The sequence below is a fragment of the Streptomyces sp. a15 genome (assembly GCF_059026085.1).
This window is the reverse complement of record NZ_JBWLKM010000001.1, coordinates 384,814-400,626: the sequence shown is the minus strand read 5'-3', so window position 1 is coordinate 400,626 and position 15,813 is coordinate 384,814. Positions and strand designations below refer to the sequence as shown.

The following is a 15,813-nucleotide window of genomic DNA, read 5'->3' as shown; positions in this document are numbered from 1 at the left end:
AGTTTCTGAATGCTTTTCGGAAGGAAGGCCAAGCCATGGCGTTGTTGTCGATGGATGTCATCTCCGTCATCCGCACCAAGCGGGACCGTGGTGAGCTCAGCGACCAGCAGATCGACTGGGTCATCGACGCGTACACCCGCGGGGAGGTCGCCGACGAGCAGATGTCCGCACTCGCGATGGCCATCCTGCTCAACGGCATGAACCGCCGGGAGATCGCCCGCTGGACGGCCGCGATGATCGCCTCCGGCGAGCGCATGGACTTCTCGGCCCTGTCCCGCCCGACCGCGGACAAGCACTCCACGGGCGGCGTCGGCGACAAGATCACGCTGCCCCTGGCCCCCTTGGTCGCCGCCTGCGGCGCGGCCGTCCCCCAGCTGTCGGGCCGCGGCCTCGGCCACACCGGCGGCACCCTGGACAAGCTGGAGTCGATCCCGGGCTGGCGGGCGCTGCTCTCCAACGAGGAGATGCTGTCCGTCCTCGAAGGGACGGGCGCGGTGATCTGCGCGGCGGGCGACGGCCTGGCCCCGGCGGACAAGAAGCTTTACGCCCTGCGTGACGTGACCGGCACGGTCGAGGCGATCCCGCTGATCGCCTCCTCGATCATGTCGAAGAAGATCGCCGAGGGCACCGGCTCCCTGGTCCTGGACGTGAAGGTCGGCACGGGCGCCTTCATGAAGACCCTTCAGGACGCCCGCGAGCTGGCCTCCACGATGGTGGGCCTGGGCACCGACCACGGCGTGAAGACGGTCGCGCTTCTCACGGACATGTCGACCCCCCTCGGCCTGACGGCGGGCAACGCGCTGGAGGTCCGCGAGTCGGTGGAGGTCCTGGCGGGCGGCGGCCCGTCGGACGTCGTGGAACTGACCCTGGCGCTGTCCCGCGAAATGCTGGACGCGGCCGGAGTGAAGGACGCCGACCCGGCGAAGGCCCTGGCCGACGGCTCCGCGATGGACGTCTGGCGCCGCATGATCGCGGCCCAGGGCGGCGACCCGGACGCCGAGTTGCCGGTGGCGCGCGAGCAGCACGTGATCAAGGCCCCGGCCTCGGGCGTCCTGACCCGCCTCGACGCCTACGGCATCGGCGTCGCCGCCTGGCGCCTGGGCGCCGGACGCGCCCGCAAGGAGGACCCGGTGCAGGCGGGCGCGGGCGTGGAGATGCACGCCAAGCCCGGCGACACGGTCACCGAGGGCCAGCCCCTGCTGACCCTGCACACGGACACGCCCGAGCGCTTCGAGTACGCGTTGCAGGCGGTGGAAGGGGCGTACGACATCGCGGCGCCGGGCACGGAGTTCTCGGCTTCGCCGGTGGTTCTGGAGCGGATCGCCTGACCTGCGCCCGCGGCCGGAGGCCGCTGGTGTCACGGCTCTTTCGGGTGAACGGGATCGGTGGACCTGCGCCGGTCCCGTTCGGCATGCTGGGATCGGTGACGCACCGATTGGAGACACCGCCATGAGCGCACTCACCGTCGACCACTCGACGGCCAGCGGCCACGAGTGGGAAGAACTCGTCCGGATCTGGCAGGAGACGGACGCACCCGAGGGCTGCAAGGTGGAGATCATCGAGGGGATCGTCACCGTGGCACCACCACCGTCCAACGCGCACAACGACATTGCGGACCTCGTGCAGCGCAGCCTGTACGAGGTGATCCCGAAAGACTGGGGCATCTACCAGACGCTGGGCACAGCCGTGCCGTCCCGCATTGGGCTGTACATTCCGGACCTCGCTGTGGCGCCGAGGCAGGTGCTGCGCACTGAGAAGGGCTGTTACATCCCCGCTGACGCGGCGGAACTTATCGTCGAGATCACCTCCAAGTCCAACGCGAGCAACGACCGGATCAAGAAGGCGGCAGGGTACGCACAGGCAGGCGTCCCTCTGTACCTCCTCATCGACAATTGGGCCCCCGGAGGCCCAACGATCACGCTGTACGGCGAACCTCACGGTGACGTCTACCGCGTCCTGCGGGCGGGCAAGTTCGGTGCCACCATCCCCTTGCCGAAGCCCTTCGACCTCGACCTCGACACCAGCGACTTTCCCCATAGTTGATGCAGGTCACCCCAACAACGCCGCCACCGCCACCAACACCGGCACCGACAACACCGTCGACACCAGGATCGAGTCCCGCGCCAGCCGCTCGCCCACGCCATAGCTGGACGCGTACGTGAACAGGTTCTGTGCCGTCGGGAGAGCCGACGTCACCACCACGTCGAGCAGCGGCGCCCCGCGCAGTCCGAACACCCCCACCGCCAGTGCCCAGGCCACCACCGGCTGGCCCACCGTCTTCAACGCGACCGAGAGCAGCACGAGCGGGCGGTCCGGGCCCCGGCCCGGCATCGCGCTGCCGCACAGGGAGATGCCGAAGGCGAGCAGGACCGCCGGGACGGACATGTTGCCGATCAGAGTGACGGGGTCCATGACGAAGGACGGGATGTCGATACCGGATGCCGAGACCGCCACTCCGGCCAGCGACCCCACCGCGATCGGATTGCGCAACGGTGTGAGCAGCCGGTGCCACAGCGGGCCCTTCTCACCGTCCCTGCCCGACAGGTCCAGGACCGTCAGCGCGACCGGCGTGATCAGGAGGAGCTGGAACAGCAGGACCGGCGCCACCAGCGAGGCGTCGCCCAGCACGTACACGGCGATCGGGATACCGAGGTTGCCCGAGTTGACGTAACCGGAGCACAGCGCGCCGATCGTCGTACGGCCCACCCCCCAGCCGCGTACGACACCCACCGCGACGAAGACGCCCGCTGCCGCCGCCGTGCTCAGCGCGGTCACGATCAGGCGGCTGGAGAAGATCAGCGACAGGTCGGTGCGGGCGAGCGTGGTGAACAGCAGAGCCGGTGAGGCCACGTGGAACGCGAGCTTCGTCAGGACGTCGCGGCCGTGCTCGCCGAGGTGGCCGCCCCGCCCGATCGCATAGCCGACGCCGATCACGACGGCGATCACCGCGAAGCCGGTCAGCACTCCCTGCACGGGGCCTCCTCAGAGGTGAGGAAGGCGTGCGGTCTCCAGGGCGGTGCCGATATGTGGCGCATACAGGCAACCCTCCGGGGAAGGAGGGCGGCGGGTCAATCCGGTCCCGGTCGGCGGACAGCAGGGGAACGCGCCGGCCGCGATGAGTTACGCCCGCCCCGCCGGTCTACCGATCGTGGACGCCATGACACCCGCTGTACTCGTGCTCACCGGCCCCGTCACCAAGGACGAGGTGACCGGGCTCTGCGACGACGTGCGGGCACTGCTGGAGACCAGTGGCGCGAGGACCGTGGTGTGCGATGTCGCAGGGCTCGGACCGCCGGGGCTCGGCACCGTCGACCTGCTGGCGCGGCTGGAGCTCACCGCCCGGCGGGCCGGCGGCCGGATCCGGCTGCGGGACCCCGCCCCGGCCCTACACGCCCTCCTCGACCTGGTCGGCCTCCACTTCGAGACGGAGGGGCAGCCCGAACAGCGGGAACCAGCGCTGGGTGTCGAGGAAGCAGTGGAACCCCGTGATCCGCCCGTCTGAGATCTCCAGGACCTGCACCGCCCAGGGAACGAAACCGCCCTTCTCCGGGTCCGGCTTGTACTGGGCGAACCCCGGCAGGCCGTTGACCTGGACCGGCACCAGACGCGAACCCGCGCAGGGGGCGCCGAGTGTCGTCATGAAGCCGGTGATGTCCGACTGGCCGGTCAGCCACAGGTCGAACGGCGGCATCGTCATGACCGCGTCCTCGTGCAGCAGGGCCGTCAGTGCGGTCATGTCGTAGCCCTCGAACGCTGCCACATAGCGGTCGAGCAGCTTCTGCTGGTCGTCGTCCAGAGGGTCGGACACGGCGGCGTCGGCGCCGCGCTGCTCCCGCTCGGCGAGCGTCGCCCGGGCCCGCTGCAGGGCGCTGTTGACCGACGCGACCGAGGTGTCGAGCAGTTCGGCGACCTCGCTCGCCTTCCAGGCCAGCACCTCGCGCAGGATCAGCACCGCGCGCTGCTTGGCCGGGAGCTGCTGGAGGGCGGCCATGAACGCGAGCCGCACGGACTCCTTGGCCACGGCCGCCTCCGCCGGGTCTTCGGTCGTGGGCAGCACGCGCGCGTCCGGCATCGGCTCCAGCCAGGTGTTGTCAGGGCGGGGGGAGAGGGCGGCCTGGGCGAGGGGGGTGGAATCCGTGAGGTCCATCGGCCTGGCGCGTTTGTTGCCGGCCGTCAGCATGTCCAGGCACACGTTCGTCGCGATCCGGTAGAGCCAGGAGCGGAGGCTGGAGCGGCCCTCGAACTTCTCGTAGCTCCGCCAGGCCCGGACCATCGTGTCCTGCACCGCGTCCTCGGCCTCGAAGGACGAGCCGAGCATGCGGTAGCAGTACCCCGTCAGCTCGGTCCGGTGTTTCTCCAGCCTGACGTCGAGATCCGTCGTCACCGTGTCACTCATCGTCCACCCACCCCTGTGGCGTTCCTGTCGCGCGCCTTCGCGCCCAGCACTTCGGAAGCTACCGCACGGCACTGACAATGGCCTGGGGAGTGGGGAAAGGCGCAGGTCGGTGGGGGTGCGCGCCCCTGGGGACTCCGCCCCCGGACCTGTGCCCACCCATGACCCGTCTCGGTGGGTCGAGAGGCGAAGGCCGGGGGTCCAGGGGGCGGAGCCCCCCAGGTACGGCGAGCTCAGTGAGCCGGCACCGGCGACCGCCGCGCCGCCCGGGTCCCGAACACCGTGATCGTCACGACGCCGAGCACCGCCAGCAGTCCGACGCTCACCGTCCCGGCCCAGCCGCCCGCGTGGAACGCGACCGCGCCGACCGTACTGCCCGCGCTGGAGCCGACGTAGTACGCGGACTGGTACAGGGCCGAGGCCTGCGCCCGCCCCTTCGTCGCCGTCTTGCTCACGGCCGACGACGCGACCGCATGCCCCGCGAAGAACCCCGCGGTGATCAGCACCAGGCCCAGCAGGACCAGCGGGAGGGAGTCGGCCAGGGACAACACCAGCCCCGCCGCCGTCGTACCGCCCCCCGCGTACAGCGCCCCGCGCCGGCCCAGCCGACCGACCAGCCGCCCCGCCGTGGACGCCGACACCGTACCCACCAGGTACACCAGGAAGATCGACCCGATGATGCCCTGGGGCAGCCCGAACGGCGCCTCGGTCAGCCGGTACCCGATCACCGTGTAGACCCCGCCGAAGACGGTCATGAACAGCGCGCCGATCGCGTACAGCCGGCACAGCAGCGGGTTGGACAGATGATCGCGCACCGTACGCGCCAGCACCCGCGGCCGCAGCGAGCCCGGCACGAAGTTCTTCGGTGCCGGCAGCAGCAGCCGGAAGGCCACCGCGCACGCCACCGCGAGCGCACCGATCACGCCGACCGCGACCCGCCAGCCCCACTCCTGCGCGACCCAGCCGGTGATGACCCGGCCGCTCATCCCGCCGACGCTGTTGCCCGCGACGAACAGACCGATCGCGGTGACCAGCGCCTTGGGCGTGACCTCCTCCGCGAGGTAGGCCGTCGCCGAGGCCGGCAGACCCGCCAGCGCCGCACCCTGCACCGCCCGCAGCACGACCAGCGCCGTCAGCGACGGAGCGAAGGGGACCAGCAGCCCGACCGTCACCGCGACCGCCAGCGAGGCCGTCATCACCGTACGCCGGCCGAATCGTTCCGACAGGGCGCTCATCGGCAGGACGAACACCGCAAGGCCACCGGTCGCGGCCGCCACCGTCCAGCTCGCCTCGCTCGCCGCCACCCCGAAGTCGCCGGAGATCAGTGGCAGCAGGGCCTGGGTCGAGTAGAGGAGGGCGAAGGTCGCGACACCGGCGAGGAAGAGGGCGAAGCTCATCCGGCGGTAACCGGGGCCGCCCGGGGCGACACGGGAATCGACGACTGGGGCAGAGGCTGCGGCGCCCACGACGGTGGACGCCCCGGTACTGGCGGGAGACATGCCTCGAAAGTACGTACGTTCCCGATCATCCGTCCAATGCATGGAATCGGCATAATCGTTCCCATGGAGCATCAACAGAGGTCACAGCCGCGCCTGTCACAGTCCAGTGACACAGAAGACATGGTGATGTTGCTGGCCCCGCGCCTCGCCTACTTCGCCGGCGTCGCCCGTACCGAGCACGTCACGCGCGCCGCCCAGGAGATGCAGGTCCCGCAGTCCACCCTGTCCCGAGCGATGGTCCGCCTCGAACAGGATCTGGGCGTCGACCTGTTCGCCCGCCGCGGCCGTACGGTCTCCCTCACCCCCGCCGGACGCACCTTCCTCGCCTCCGTCGAGCGTGCCCTCGCCGAGGTCGGTCGCGCCGCCGACGAGGTCCGCGCCGACGCCGACCCCACCACCGGCAAGGTCGCCTTCGGCTTCCTGCACACCATGGGAGCCGAGACGGTCCCGGGGCTGATCCACGCCTTCCGCGCCGACCACCCCCGCGTCCGCTTCAGCCTCGTCCAGAACTACGGCGAGGCGATGATCGAGCGCCTGCGCGCAGGAGAGCTGGACCTCTGCCTCACCTCACCCGTCCCGGACGCCCCCGACCTCGTCGCCCGCCGCCTCGACGAACAGAAACTCCGCCTGGTCGTCCCGGCCGACCACCGCCTCGCCGCCCGCCGCCGCATCCGCCTCGCCGAGGCCGCCGACGAAACCTTCGTCACCCTCGAACCCGGCTACGGCCTCCGCCGCATCACCGACGACCTCTGCCAGGAGGCCGGCTTCAAGCCGAGGGTCGCCTTCGAAGGCGAGGAAGCGGAAACCCTGAGGGGCCTCGTGGCAGCGGGCCTGGGGGTAGCCCTCCTACCCCCACCCGTCTTCCCCCGCCCGGGAGTCGTGGAACTGACGGTCACAGCTCCACGGGCGGCACGCGAGATCGGCGTGGCCTGGCTCGACGGCCACCCGGACACACCCCCCGTGGCCGCCTTCAAGAAGTTCCTGCTCTCAAGAAAGGGCAACCTGCTGCCGGGTTAGGGGCGCGGGGAACTGCGCGAGCAACCACAACGAACCCGCAGTCCGCAGACAACCGAAAGCCCCCGCACCTACCGCCGCCGCCCGAAGCCGGAGGCAAGCGGCATCCGCAACCCCAACGGCGGAGGCGCCGCCAAGGCATCCCGCACCGGCCGCGACAACGCCCGCCCGAACAACGCCCCCATCACGAAGTCCTCGGCCAGCGCGTGCACTTCCTCCCGGTGCTGATGCAACCCGTGCCCGTCGGAGTGCACTTCGAACCGGCACACATCCCGGTTCGCCTTCTTCGCCCGCGTCGCCAGCCGGAACGACAACTCCGGATCCGTACGTTCGTCGTTCGTGCCGTGCACGATCAGCACCCGGCGCCCCACGAGCTGCTTCACCGGTTCGGGTGGCGCGGCCACGTCCTCCTCGGGCAGCCAAGGGGCCAGCGCCACCACGGAGTTGACGGCCTCGTGCCCGCTCGCGTGCAGCGCCGCGCGGCCGCCCATGTCGACGCCGATGAGGCAGACGGGGACGTCGCCGTAGCGCCGTACGGTCTCGTCGACCGCCCAGGAGGCGTCGTGGGCCAGCCGGGCCTCGCTGCCGTTCCAGCCGCGGTAGCGGTAGTGGACGACGTGTGCGGCCAGGCCGTCCTCGCGGCCCGCTCGGGTCAGGCGCCGTCCCAACGCCCTTACGGACGCGGTCGCCATCATGGGTGAAGGTCTGCGGGCGGAGACCTCGTCGCCACCGGGGAGCAGCAGTACCACCCCGCTCACCGCTGTCGGCTCCGGTCCCCGTGCCCGTCCCAGCCGGGGCGTGCGAACCGGCGTCGCTTGCTGTGCCATGACAGAACAGTGTCAGAAGCGTGGGTGTACGACACTGGTCCGTGCGGTCACCGTTACGTATCGACGATTTCGTACAGCGAGCGATCTACGCGCGTAGGCGTTAGAGTGCGGAAATGACGAGCCAGACTGCCCCGAAGGGAACCACGCCGAACTCGGACCAGATCCGCCGGGCGCCCAAGGTTCTGCTGCACGACCACCTCGACGGCGGGCTGCGCCCCGGCACGATCGTCGACCTCGCCCGGGAGACCGGGTACTCCCACCTCCCGGAGACCGACCCCGACAAGCTCGGCGTCTGGTTCCGCGAGGCCGCCGACTCCGGTTCCCTGGAACGGTACTTGGAGACCTTCTCGCACACCGTCGGCGTGATGCAGACCCGCGACGCGCTCGTCCGGGTCGCCGCCGAGTGCGCCGAGGACCTCGCCGAGGACGGGGTCGTGTACGCGGAGGTGCGGTACGCCCCCGAGCAGCACCTGAGCGGCGGACTGAGCCTCGAAGAGGTCGTCGAGGCCGTCAACGAGGGCTTCCGGGAAGGGGAGCGCCGAGCCCGCGCGAACGGCCACCGCATCCGCGTCGGCGCCCTGCTCACCGCCATGCGGCACGCGGCCCGCGCCCTGGAGATCGCCGAACTCGCCAACCGTTACCGCGACCTGGCGGGCGGCGGTGTTGTCGGATTCGACATCGCGGGCGCCGAGGCCGGGTTCCCGCCCACCCGGCACCTCGACGCCTTCGAGTACCTCAAGCGCGAGAACAACCACTTCACCATCCATGCCGGCGAGGCCTTCGGGCTGCCGTCCATCTGGCAGGCCCTCCAGTGGTGCGGCGCCGACCGGCTCGGCCACGGCGTGCGCATCATCGATGACATCCAGGTCCAGGCGGACGGCTCGGTGAAGCTCGGCCGGCTCGCCTCCTACGTACGGGACAAGCGCATCCCGCTGGAGCTGTGCCCCAGCTCCAACCTCCAGACCGGAGCCGCGGCCTCGTACGCCGAGCACCCGATCGGGCTGCTGCGCCGGCTGCACTTCCGGGCGACTGTGAACACGGACAACCGCCTGATGTCCGGCACCAGCATGAGCCGGGAATTCGAGCACCTTGTCGAGGCATTCGGTTACACGCTCGACGACATGCAGTGGTTCTCCGTCAATGCGATGAAATCAGCTTTCATTCCTTTCGATGAACGACTCGCGATGATCAATGACGTCGTCAAGCCCGGATATGCCGAGCTGAAGTCCGAATGGCTGTTCCAGCAGACCGCTTCCACCAGCGGTTCTGTGGCCGCGGAAGGCTGATCCGGGGGAAACCGGGGATCCGGAATGCGGGCGGGCTTTCACGAGCCGTCCGCATTTCGATGTTTGCGGCGGGTGCCTTCGCGTGTTTACGGTCGTGGACCGCTCACGTTCCCGTCATCCCATTCAAGGACGCGTTTTCATGAAGCAGTCTGCTGCCAAGACCCTCGGTGTCGCCGCTCTCGGTGCCGCCTTCGCCGCCGCCGGTGCGGGTGCCGCGAATGCCGCCCCGGCCGTCCCGGACGCCACCGAGGCGCTGGGCACCGTCACCCAGACGCTGCCGGCGGAGAACGTCACCTCGGCGCTGCCCGGGGCCGGTGAGGCGGTGTCCCAGGCGCAGCCGGCGCTCACCACGAGCCCGGCCGCCGCGCAGCCGGTCGCGCAGAAGGTGCTCTCCCAGGGCCCGACCGCACCGGTCGCCGGTCTGCTCGGCGGTCTGCCGATCGGTGACACCGGGCTGCCCACGCAGGGCCTGCCGGGGAACGGGATCCCGCTCGGCTGACCCCGCTCGGCTGATCCGCACCGCCTCCGTACGCGCCGGTGGGGCGCACCCTTGGACACGGGGTGCGCCCCACCGGCGTACGTGCGCCTACCAGGCCGTGCGCGCGGCCTTGTCCTCCGACGGGAAGAGGATCCACAGCGCGATGTAGAGCAGGAACTGCGGGCCGGGCAACAGGCACGAGACCACGAAGATGACCCGCATCGTCGTGGCGGAGGTGCCGAAGCGCCGAGCCAGCGCTGCGCACACTCCGCCGATCATGCGGCCGTTGGTGGGGCGGGCAAGGCGGTTCATGTTCGGCTCCTTCGTGAGCGTCGGTCGAAGGCGGCTCTGTCGGCTGCCTCATCTACAACCACGGTACGGAGACGAAGAGGACAAAGCGTCGCTCTACGGTGCGATGCCGACCCTGGGAATCGTCGGGGTCCGACCCTGAGGAGCCTCCTCCTGGCGGACGGAGCGGCTCTGTACGCGCTCGGTCCTGCGGCGGAGCAGGGCGCGGGCCGCGGGCACCAGCGCCGCGTGCGCGAGGGCGACGCCCACCGTGTTCAGGAGCAGTGAGTCGATGTCGACGACCTGTCCGGGCACGCCGGTCTGGAGCAGTTCGATGCCCAGCGAGATCAGGGCGCCGGCGGCCGTCGTACGGAGCAGGGAGGCGAGCGGGGAGACCGCGAGCCTGCCGTGCACCATCGGGAGCAGCACACCCAGCGGGGCCAGCAGCGCGAGCCCCTCGGCGATGCGCCGGGCGCCCTCCTGCCAGCCGAGCGCGGCATCCGCCCGGATACCGGCCAGCGGATGCAGATTGGGCGGCATCACCCAGGGAACGTCCAGCGGACGCAGCGTGAACCAGGCGACGAACGCGAGGTGTGCGACGAGGAGGACACCTCCCGTCACACGGATGCGAATCGCGGCACTGCCGCCGATGGAGCCTTGACGCTGCACGCCCCCCTAGACGCGGCCTCCGGCACGATCGGTTCCGGGACACCCAGAGGTACGTGCATGAGGCTTGCGCCACACGCCCCTCTTGGGAGGCATCACCCGCCCGCCACCTCGCTCGACGGCGGCTCCTTGCTGCCCGGGCGGGAGCGGACCTCGTCGGTGCACTCGTAGCGCCGCAGGGGCCCGCCGACGGGGCCGCCGAGGATGACGGAGCCGTCGCCCTCCGCGGCCGCCGAGTCGGAGAAGGTGCACACCAGCTGGGCGAGGGAGTAGGAGGTCAGGTCGTTGGGCGGGGTGCTCAGGCGCAGGGCGTCCGCGGGGTCCGCGGGACGCGGTCCGCTCACCGTCATGCCGCCGCGCACGTCGGTGGTGTAGCCGGCCTCCTTCTCCGCGGGCGACGGCGTCGCGGCGAGCTCGTCCAGCAGCCCCTGGGCGACCAGCACACGCCGCTCGGAGTCCGCCGTACCGTCCGGCACGCGCACGGTCCGGTCGACGGCCACCAGCGACGAACCGCACAGCAGGAACACCTGCACCGGCAGCCCGCGCGAGGCCTGCGTGGAGATGTCCGGCTCGGCGAGGGAGCAGCGCACCCGGGAGGGCGCGGGGCCGAAGTCGGTCGGCACCTCGGTGGCCCGGATGCCGCACCCGGCGAGGAGCAGGGCGAGCACGGGGAGCGCCAGCACGCGGCGTACGTTCATCAGGCGTCCCCCTTGGCCTTCTCACCTTCGTCGGGCTCCTCCGTGAGCGGCGACGAGTCCCGTGGCAGCCGCAGTGTGAACACCGCGCCCCCCTCGGCGGAGTTGGCGGCGGTGATCCCGCCGCCGTGGATGTGGGCGTTCTCCAGGGCGATGGACAGGCCCAGGCCGCTGCCCTCGGAGCGCGGCCGGGAGGCGCTGGCCTTGTAGAACCGGTCGAAGACGTGCGGCAGGACGTCCTCGGGGATGCCGGGCCCGTGGTCCCGTACCTCGATGACGACCTCCTCGTCGGCCTCCCGCACGACGATCCGCACCGGCGACCCCCCGTGCTTGAGCGCGTTGCCGACGAGGTTCGCGAGGATCACGTCCAGGCGGCGCGGGTCGAGGCGGGCGTGGATGCCGCGTTCGGCGTCCAGCTCCACCGCGTCGAGCCAGGCCCGCGCGTCGATGCACGCGGTGATCTGGTCGGCGACGTCGACGTCGTCGAGGACCAGCCGGGCCGTACCCGCGTCGAAGCGGGTGACCTCCATGAGGTTCTCGACCAGCTCGTTGAGCCGCCGGGTCTCGCTGACCACGAGCCGTACCGCCGGATCGACCATGGGGTCGATGCCGCCCGACTCCAGCTCCTCCTCCAGCACCTCCGTGACGGCGGTGATGGCGGTGAGCGGCGTCCGCAGCTCGTGCGACATGTCCGCCACGAACCGCCGGGACGCGTTGTCCCGGGCGGCCATGTCGTCCACCCGCTTCTCCAGCGCCGCGGCGGCGTTGTTGAATGTCCGCGACAGATCGGCGAGTTCGTCGGTCCCGGACACCTGCAGCCGTGTGTCCAGTTTCCCCTCGCCGAGCCGCCGGGCGGCGACCCCCAGCCGGTGCACCGGCTTCAGCACGGTCGTGGAGGCCGCCTGCGCGAGCAGCGCGGAGCCGAGCAGCGCCAGGCCGGTGGCGATACCGAGCGACCAGGCGAGCGAGTTGAGGTCCTTGGCCTCCGGCTCCAGCGACTTGAGCATGTAACCGGTCGGGCCGCCGCCGATCACCTTGGTGCCGGCCACCAGATACGGCGTGCCGTCGCTGACTATCCGCTGCCAGTACAGGTGGTACGCGTACTTGTTGGCCGAGGTGACCTTCTGCTCCTTGTTCACCGCCTCGCGCAGGGAGGCGGGCACGTCCTGGAGCGAGAACCCGTTCAGGGCACCGGAGTTGCCGTACACCGTCTTGCCGCTCTCGTCCGCGGCGACCAGCAGCACGCTGAAGCGCTGGCTGCTGTTCGCCATCTGGCCCGCCGTGTGCTGCAGTTCGTCCTGCGTGGGGCTCTGGGGCAGCGTGCCCGCGCGGTTCTGCATCTCCTGCTCGAAGTCGCGCAGCACCGCGTCCTGGGTGCGGGTGAGCACCGCCTCGCGGTTGAGCCAGTAGGCGATGCCGGACGCCGACACGGCGGCGGTCAGCGCCACCAGACCGAACACGACGACCAGCCGCAGCCGCAGGCTGGTGAAACGCAGCCGTGACCAGGTTCCCCTGCGAGCCGCGGCCCAGCCGCGAACGCCCCCTTGCGCTTCGGTCACTGAGGACTGTCCAGCCGATAACCCACGCCCCGCACGGTACGGATCAGCGTCGGGGACGACGGCACGTCCTCGACCTTGGCGCGCAGCCGCTGGACACAGGCGTCCACCAGCCGCGAGTCGCCCAGGTAGTCGTGTTCCCACACCAGCCGCAGCAACTGCTGCCGGGACAGGGCCTGTCCGGGCCGCCGGCTCAGTTCGAGCAGCAGCCTGAGCTCGGTCGGGGTCAGCTGGAGGTCCTCGCCGTTCTTGGTCACGGTCATCGCCGCGCGGTCGATGACGAGCGAACCGAACGAGGCCGCGTCGTTCGCCTCCCGCTCGCCGCGCCGCAGCACGGCCCGGATCCGGGCGTCGAGGACCCGCCCCTGAACAGGCTTGACGACATAGTCGTCGGCACCGGACTCCAGTCCGACCACCACGTCGATGTCGTCGCTGCGCGCGGTCAGCAGAATGATCGGCAGCTGGTCGGTGCGCCGGATGCGCCGGCACACCTCGAACCCGTCGATACCGGGCAGCATCACGTCCAGCACGATCAGATCCGGCCGCTGCTCACGCAGCAGCTTCAGGCCGTCCTCGCCGGTGGCAGCGGTGGCAACCCGGTGTCCCTGGCGCGTCAGAGACAGCTCCAGGGCCGTACGGATGGCGTCGTCGTCCTCGATCAGCAACAGGGAAGGCACGGGGGTCATTCTGGCCCATGGCGGGGTGGGGCTGCGACACCTGTATTTCTCCGACCTCAACCTGTATCTCTACGCGCCGGTAACCCTCTTGTCTGTGTGGGGACTGTGCCACGTCCGGGAGCGGCATCCGAAGGTGGCCCTGTGACAGGTCTGTGACAGTCGGCGGACACGGCCATGAAGTGGCCCGGGCAAGATTTTGGTCACAGGCAAGGAAGCGGGACGCACAACCGAAACACCGGGAAGTCCACGACGGGGGGCGCGAGATGAACACGCTGCACGGCACCAGCACGAGCGCAGTGATCACGCGTCTGCACGACGTGAACGGGGGCCGGGGTTCCGAGAAGTCCGGTGCTGTGAGCGGGCGGGGGTGCGCTCGCGGCACCGGGCGTCAGCACACCGGTTACATGACGGTGGTTGACGGCTTCACGGGGGAACCCGCGGCGGTAGCCGCTGTGGGCACTGTCGGGGGAAGCGCGTACAGGGAGGACACGGGGGAGCGTCGTTCGCTGTCGGAGGCGGAGTTCACCGCCTACGTCCAGGAGCGCCGCGCCTCCCTGTACGCAACCGCCTATCACCTCACCGGTGACCGCTTCGAGGCCGAGGACCTGCTGCAGAGCGCACTGTTCTCGACCTACCGGGCGTGGGACCGGATCAGTGACAAGGCCGCGGTCGGGGGCTACCTCCGCCGCACCATGACCAACCTGCACATCAGCGCGTGGCGCCGCCGCAAGCTGAACGAGTACCCGACCGAGGAACTGCCGGAGACGCCCGGCGACACGGACGCGATGCGCGGCACGGAACTGCGCGCGGTCCTGTGGCAGGCGCTCGCCCGGCTGCCGGAACTCCAGCGCACCATGCTGGTCCTGCGCTACTACGAGGGCCGCACGGACCCGGAGATCGCCGAGATCCTCGACATCAGTGTCGGCACGGTGAAGTCCAGCATCTGGCGGTCGCTCCGCCGGCTGCGCGAGGACGAGGTCCTCAGCTTCGGCCGTGACGAGGAAAGCGCCTTCGGGGAGCTCGTCGCCTGAAGGTTGGGGGGAAGCAAGTAACGGGGGAGCAGTAACCGGGGAGGGGCCAACGGGGGTCACGGGGGACCCACGGGGGTCACGGGGGACCCACGGGGGTCATGGGGGACCCACGGGGGTGGGGGAAAGCACGGGGGAGCACCAAGGGAGCGGGACTGGAGGGCCGGGGGGTCCATCCAGTCCCGTTTTCGCGTGTACGGCGGTCAGGGGGCCGAGATCAGCCCTGCGAGGCCGAAGTCGCCGCCGGGCGGCGGCCCGCCGCGGCCGAGGCGAGGCGGCCCAGGGCCTCGTCCTTGTCGCAGGCGTGGGCGCCCAGGGCCGTCTGGCGGGCCACGATGGAGCGTTCGGCGCGCATCAGGCGCCAGCCGCGGCGCAGAAGGAAGGGCACCGACTTGCGGCCTTCCCGCAGGTCGCGGAGGAAGCGGCGGCGGAACGTGCGGACCGGACCGCGGCTCAGGCACAGGGCGTCGGCGAGCACTCCGAGCTCCCGGCAACGGATGACGATCTCGGCCGCGAAGATGCCCTCCGCGATGAACAGCGGCGTGCGGCCCACCTCCACCGACTCCTCGCCGGTGCGGGCGCTCAGCGAGATGTCGTAGAACGGGATCTTCGTCCGGCCCGTGCGGCACAGGTCCACGATCGCGGTGATCGCCGTGTCCGCGTCCCAGGAGTCCGGGTGGTCCCAGTCGATGTCGGAGCTCCCGGCCACCAGCGGCAGCGTCGGGTCGTCGCCCTCCTTGTAGAAGTCGTCGAGCCGCAGGACCGGCAGGCCGGAGCGGGCGGCGAGGAGGGACTTGCCGGAGCCGGAAGGGCCGCAGAGCAGCACGACTCGCGTCGGTATGGGTGGATGGGAGCTCACGGGACACCAGTGTGAGGCATCCGGCGGCTCCCGAACGACCCCGCGGGTCGGCTTTGATGCGCGCGTCACACCTCAACTACCCTTCGTATCGACCTGATTACCCTGTGCAAGTCGAAGCAAGCAGAAGGTGGCAGAAACGATGGTCCGACACGCGTCCTCCCAGAACACGATCGCCCAGCGCGCCCTGGTCGCCCTCGCGACCGCCGGCGTGGCGCTGGGGGCAGGCACGGCGACGGCCGCCGCGGACGCCGAGCCGGTCATCGACGGGGTGCGCAGCCGCCCCACCTCGCTCGGCAACGTCGACCCGCAGGCCGGCCTCCAGGCCCTCACCGGCACCGTCGGCTACGTCACCGGCCCGGTCGCGGGCCTCAAGCCCAACCCGCTCGCCGGCACCGGCGTAGACCCGCTCGACAACGGCATCGGCGCCCAGGGCGCCGGCTTCAAGCCGCTGACCTCGCAGGCGCTGACCCAGCCGGTCGCGCAGGCGCAGTCCATCGGGAGCATGCCGGTGGTCGGGCAGGTGACGGGGCTGCTGAACCACTGAGGA

General features: G+C 70.7%; 18 protein-coding genes. 8 read left to right on the top strand and 10 right to left on the bottom strand.

The window, feature by feature from the left end:
• The first annotated feature begins 44 nt into the window (after window positions 1–44).
• Together AC5P09_RS01895 and AC5P09_RS01890 are read left to right on the top strand one after the other, a co-directional pair.
• The gene (locus AC5P09_RS01895; protein ID WP_493872300.1) at window positions 45–1,328 is read left to right on the top strand and encodes a thymidine phosphorylase; all 1,284 of its coding nucleotides are present in this window, start codon (window positions 45–47) and stop codon (window positions 1,326–1,328) included.
• A 121-nt stretch (window positions 1,329–1,449) separates the two neighbouring features.
• Window positions 1,450–2,043 (top strand): Uma2 family endonuclease, encoded by a 594-nt coding sequence (locus tag AC5P09_RS01890; RefSeq protein ID WP_493872101.1) that lies wholly within the window; start codon window positions 1,450–1,452, stop codon window positions 2,041–2,043.
• A 6-nt stretch (window positions 2,044–2,049) separates the two neighbouring features.
• Here AC5P09_RS01890 and AC5P09_RS01885 read toward each other — a convergent pair whose 3' ends face one another.
• Entirely contained in the window at window positions 2,050–2,973 is a 924-nt protein-coding gene (locus AC5P09_RS01885) for an AEC family transporter (protein ID WP_493872100.1), read from the bottom strand.
• Window positions 2,974–3,157: 184 nt separating this feature from the next.
• Between AC5P09_RS01885 and AC5P09_RS01880 the strand changes: the two genes are divergently transcribed.
• Complete coding sequence (locus tag AC5P09_RS01880) at window positions 3,158–3,502, top strand: STAS domain-containing protein (protein ID WP_493872099.1); 345 nt, start codon at window positions 3,158–3,160, stop codon at window positions 3,500–3,502.
• Here the strand turns inward: AC5P09_RS01880 and AC5P09_RS01875 are convergent.
• Together AC5P09_RS01875 and AC5P09_RS01870 are read right to left on the bottom strand one after the other, a co-directional pair.
• Window positions 3,386–4,396, bottom strand: coding sequence for a sigma-70 family RNA polymerase sigma factor (locus tag AC5P09_RS01875; protein WP_493872098.1), 1,011 nt, complete (start codon window positions 4,394–4,396; stop codon window positions 3,386–3,388). The genes AC5P09_RS01880 and AC5P09_RS01875 overlap by 117 nt on opposite strands.
• A gap of 230 nt (window positions 4,397–4,626) precedes the next feature.
• Window positions 4,627–5,892, bottom strand: coding sequence for an MFS transporter (locus tag AC5P09_RS01870; protein WP_493872097.1), 1,266 nt, complete (start codon window positions 5,890–5,892; stop codon window positions 4,627–4,629).
• Between the two features lie 63 nt (window positions 5,893–5,955).
• Between AC5P09_RS01870 and AC5P09_RS01865 the strand changes: the two genes are divergently transcribed.
• Window positions 5,956–6,909 (top strand): LysR family transcriptional regulator, encoded by a 954-nt coding sequence (locus tag AC5P09_RS01865; RefSeq protein WP_493872096.1) that lies wholly within the window; start codon window positions 5,956–5,958, stop codon window positions 6,907–6,909.
• Window positions 6,910–6,977: 68 nt separating this feature from the next.
• On the opposite strand, the gene AC5P09_RS01860 is transcribed toward AC5P09_RS01865, so the two are convergent.
• Window positions 6,978–7,733 (bottom strand): prolyl oligopeptidase family serine peptidase, encoded by a 756-nt coding sequence (locus AC5P09_RS01860; RefSeq protein WP_493872095.1) that lies wholly within the window; start codon window positions 7,731–7,733, stop codon window positions 6,978–6,980.
• A 113-nt stretch (window positions 7,734–7,846) separates the two neighbouring features.
• Here AC5P09_RS01860 and AC5P09_RS01855 point away from each other — a divergent pair, with 113 nt between their 5' ends.
• Window positions 7,847–9,019 carry an adenosine deaminase gene (locus AC5P09_RS01855; RefSeq protein ID WP_493872094.1) on the top strand — a complete coding sequence of 391 codons (1,173 nt, stop codon included), beginning with the start codon at window positions 7,847–7,849 and terminating at the stop codon, window positions 9,017–9,019.
• A 139-nt stretch (window positions 9,020–9,158) separates the two neighbouring features.
• Entirely contained in the window at window positions 9,159–9,518 is a 360-nt protein-coding gene (locus AC5P09_RS01850) for an ATP-binding protein (RefSeq protein ID WP_493872093.1), read from the top strand.
• Window positions 9,519–9,605: 87 nt separating this feature from the next.
• Here the strand turns inward: AC5P09_RS01850 and AC5P09_RS01845 are convergent, their stop codons facing one another.
• The 5 genes from AC5P09_RS01845 to afsQ1 all read right to left on the bottom strand — a co-directional run bounded on the left by AC5P09_RS01845 (window position 9,606) and on the right by afsQ1 (window position 13,379).
• Window positions 9,606–9,809 (bottom strand): PspC domain-containing protein, encoded by a 204-nt coding sequence (locus AC5P09_RS01845; protein ID WP_266434556.1) that lies wholly within the window; start codon window positions 9,807–9,809, stop codon window positions 9,606–9,608.
• 93 nt (window positions 9,810–9,902) lie between these two features.
• On the bottom strand, window positions 9,903–10,454 hold the full coding sequence (locus AC5P09_RS01840) for a VanZ family protein (RefSeq protein ID WP_493872092.1): 552 nt from the start codon (window positions 10,452–10,454) through the stop codon (window positions 9,903–9,905).
• 92 nt (window positions 10,455–10,546) lie between these two features.
• On the bottom strand, window positions 10,547–11,149 hold the full coding sequence (locus AC5P09_RS01835) for a hypothetical protein (RefSeq protein WP_493872091.1): 603 nt from the start codon (window positions 11,147–11,149) through the stop codon (window positions 10,547–10,549).
• Entirely contained in the window at window positions 11,149–12,705 is a 1,557-nt protein-coding gene (locus AC5P09_RS01830) for an ATP-binding protein (protein WP_493872090.1), read from the bottom strand. Before AC5P09_RS01830 ends, AC5P09_RS01835 begins: the two co-directional genes overlap by 1 nt.
• Entirely contained in the window at window positions 12,702–13,379 is a 678-nt protein-coding gene (afsQ1, locus tag AC5P09_RS01825; protein WP_161300939.1) for a two-component system response regulator AfsQ1, read from the bottom strand. Before afsQ1 ends, AC5P09_RS01830 begins: the two co-directional genes overlap by 4 nt.
• Before the next feature lie 263 nt (window positions 13,380–13,642).
• Here afsQ1 and AC5P09_RS01820 point away from each other — a divergent pair, with 263 nt between their 5' ends.
• On the top strand, window positions 13,643–14,410 hold the full coding sequence (locus AC5P09_RS01820; protein ID WP_493872089.1) for a SigE family RNA polymerase sigma factor: 768 nt from the start codon (window positions 13,643–13,645) through the stop codon (window positions 14,408–14,410).
• A gap of 214 nt (window positions 14,411–14,624) precedes the next feature.
• On the opposite strand, the gene AC5P09_RS01815 is transcribed toward AC5P09_RS01820, so the two are convergent.
• On the bottom strand, window positions 14,625–15,335 hold the full coding sequence (locus AC5P09_RS01815; RefSeq protein WP_493872088.1) for a uridine kinase family protein: 711 nt from the start codon (window positions 15,333–15,335) through the stop codon (window positions 14,625–14,627).
• Between the two features lie 70 nt (window positions 15,336–15,405).
• Here AC5P09_RS01815 and AC5P09_RS01810 point away from each other — a divergent pair, with 70 nt between their 5' ends.
• The gene (locus AC5P09_RS01810) at window positions 15,406–15,810 is read left to right on the top strand and encodes a hypothetical protein (RefSeq protein WP_493872087.1); all 405 of its coding nucleotides are present in this window, start codon (window positions 15,406–15,408) and stop codon (window positions 15,808–15,810) included.
• Window positions 15,811–15,813: the final 3 nt, after the last annotated feature.

Coding starts and splice junctions, on each gene's coding strand:
- AC5P09_RS01820 (WP_493872089.1), top strand. CDS start 13,643: ATGAACACGCTGCACGGCACCAGCACGAGCGCAGTGATCACGCGTCTG.
- AC5P09_RS01890 (WP_493872101.1), top strand. CDS start 1,450: ATGAGCGCACTCACCGTCGACCACTCGACGGCCAGCGGCCACGAGTGG.
- AC5P09_RS01845 (WP_266434556.1), bottom strand. CDS start 9,809: ATGAACCGCCTTGCCCGCCCCACCAACGGCCGCATGATCGGCGGAGTG.
- AC5P09_RS01850 (WP_493872093.1), top strand. CDS start 9,159: ATGAAGCAGTCTGCTGCCAAGACCCTCGGTGTCGCCGCTCTCGGTGCC.
- AC5P09_RS01870 (WP_493872097.1), bottom strand. CDS start 5,892: ATGTCTCCCGCCAGTACCGGGGCGTCCACCGTCGTGGGCGCCGCAGCC.
- AC5P09_RS01860 (WP_493872095.1), bottom strand. CDS start 7,733: ATGGCACAGCAAGCGACGCCGGTTCGCACGCCCCGGCTGGGACGGGCA.
- AC5P09_RS01865 (WP_493872096.1), top strand. CDS start 5,956: ATGGAGCATCAACAGAGGTCACAGCCGCGCCTGTCACAGTCCAGTGAC.
- AC5P09_RS01810 (WP_493872087.1), top strand. CDS start 15,406: ATGGTCCGACACGCGTCCTCCCAGAACACGATCGCCCAGCGCGCCCTG.
- AC5P09_RS01835 (WP_493872091.1), bottom strand. CDS start 11,149: ATGAACGTACGCCGCGTGCTGGCGCTCCCCGTGCTCGCCCTGCTCCTC.
- AC5P09_RS01875 (WP_493872098.1), bottom strand. CDS start 4,396: ATGAGTGACACGGTGACGACGGATCTCGACGTCAGGCTGGAGAAACAC.
- AC5P09_RS01880 (WP_493872099.1), top strand. CDS start 3,158: ATGACACCCGCTGTACTCGTGCTCACCGGCCCCGTCACCAAGGACGAG.
- AC5P09_RS01855 (WP_493872094.1), top strand. CDS start 7,847: ATGACGAGCCAGACTGCCCCGAAGGGAACCACGCCGAACTCGGACCAG.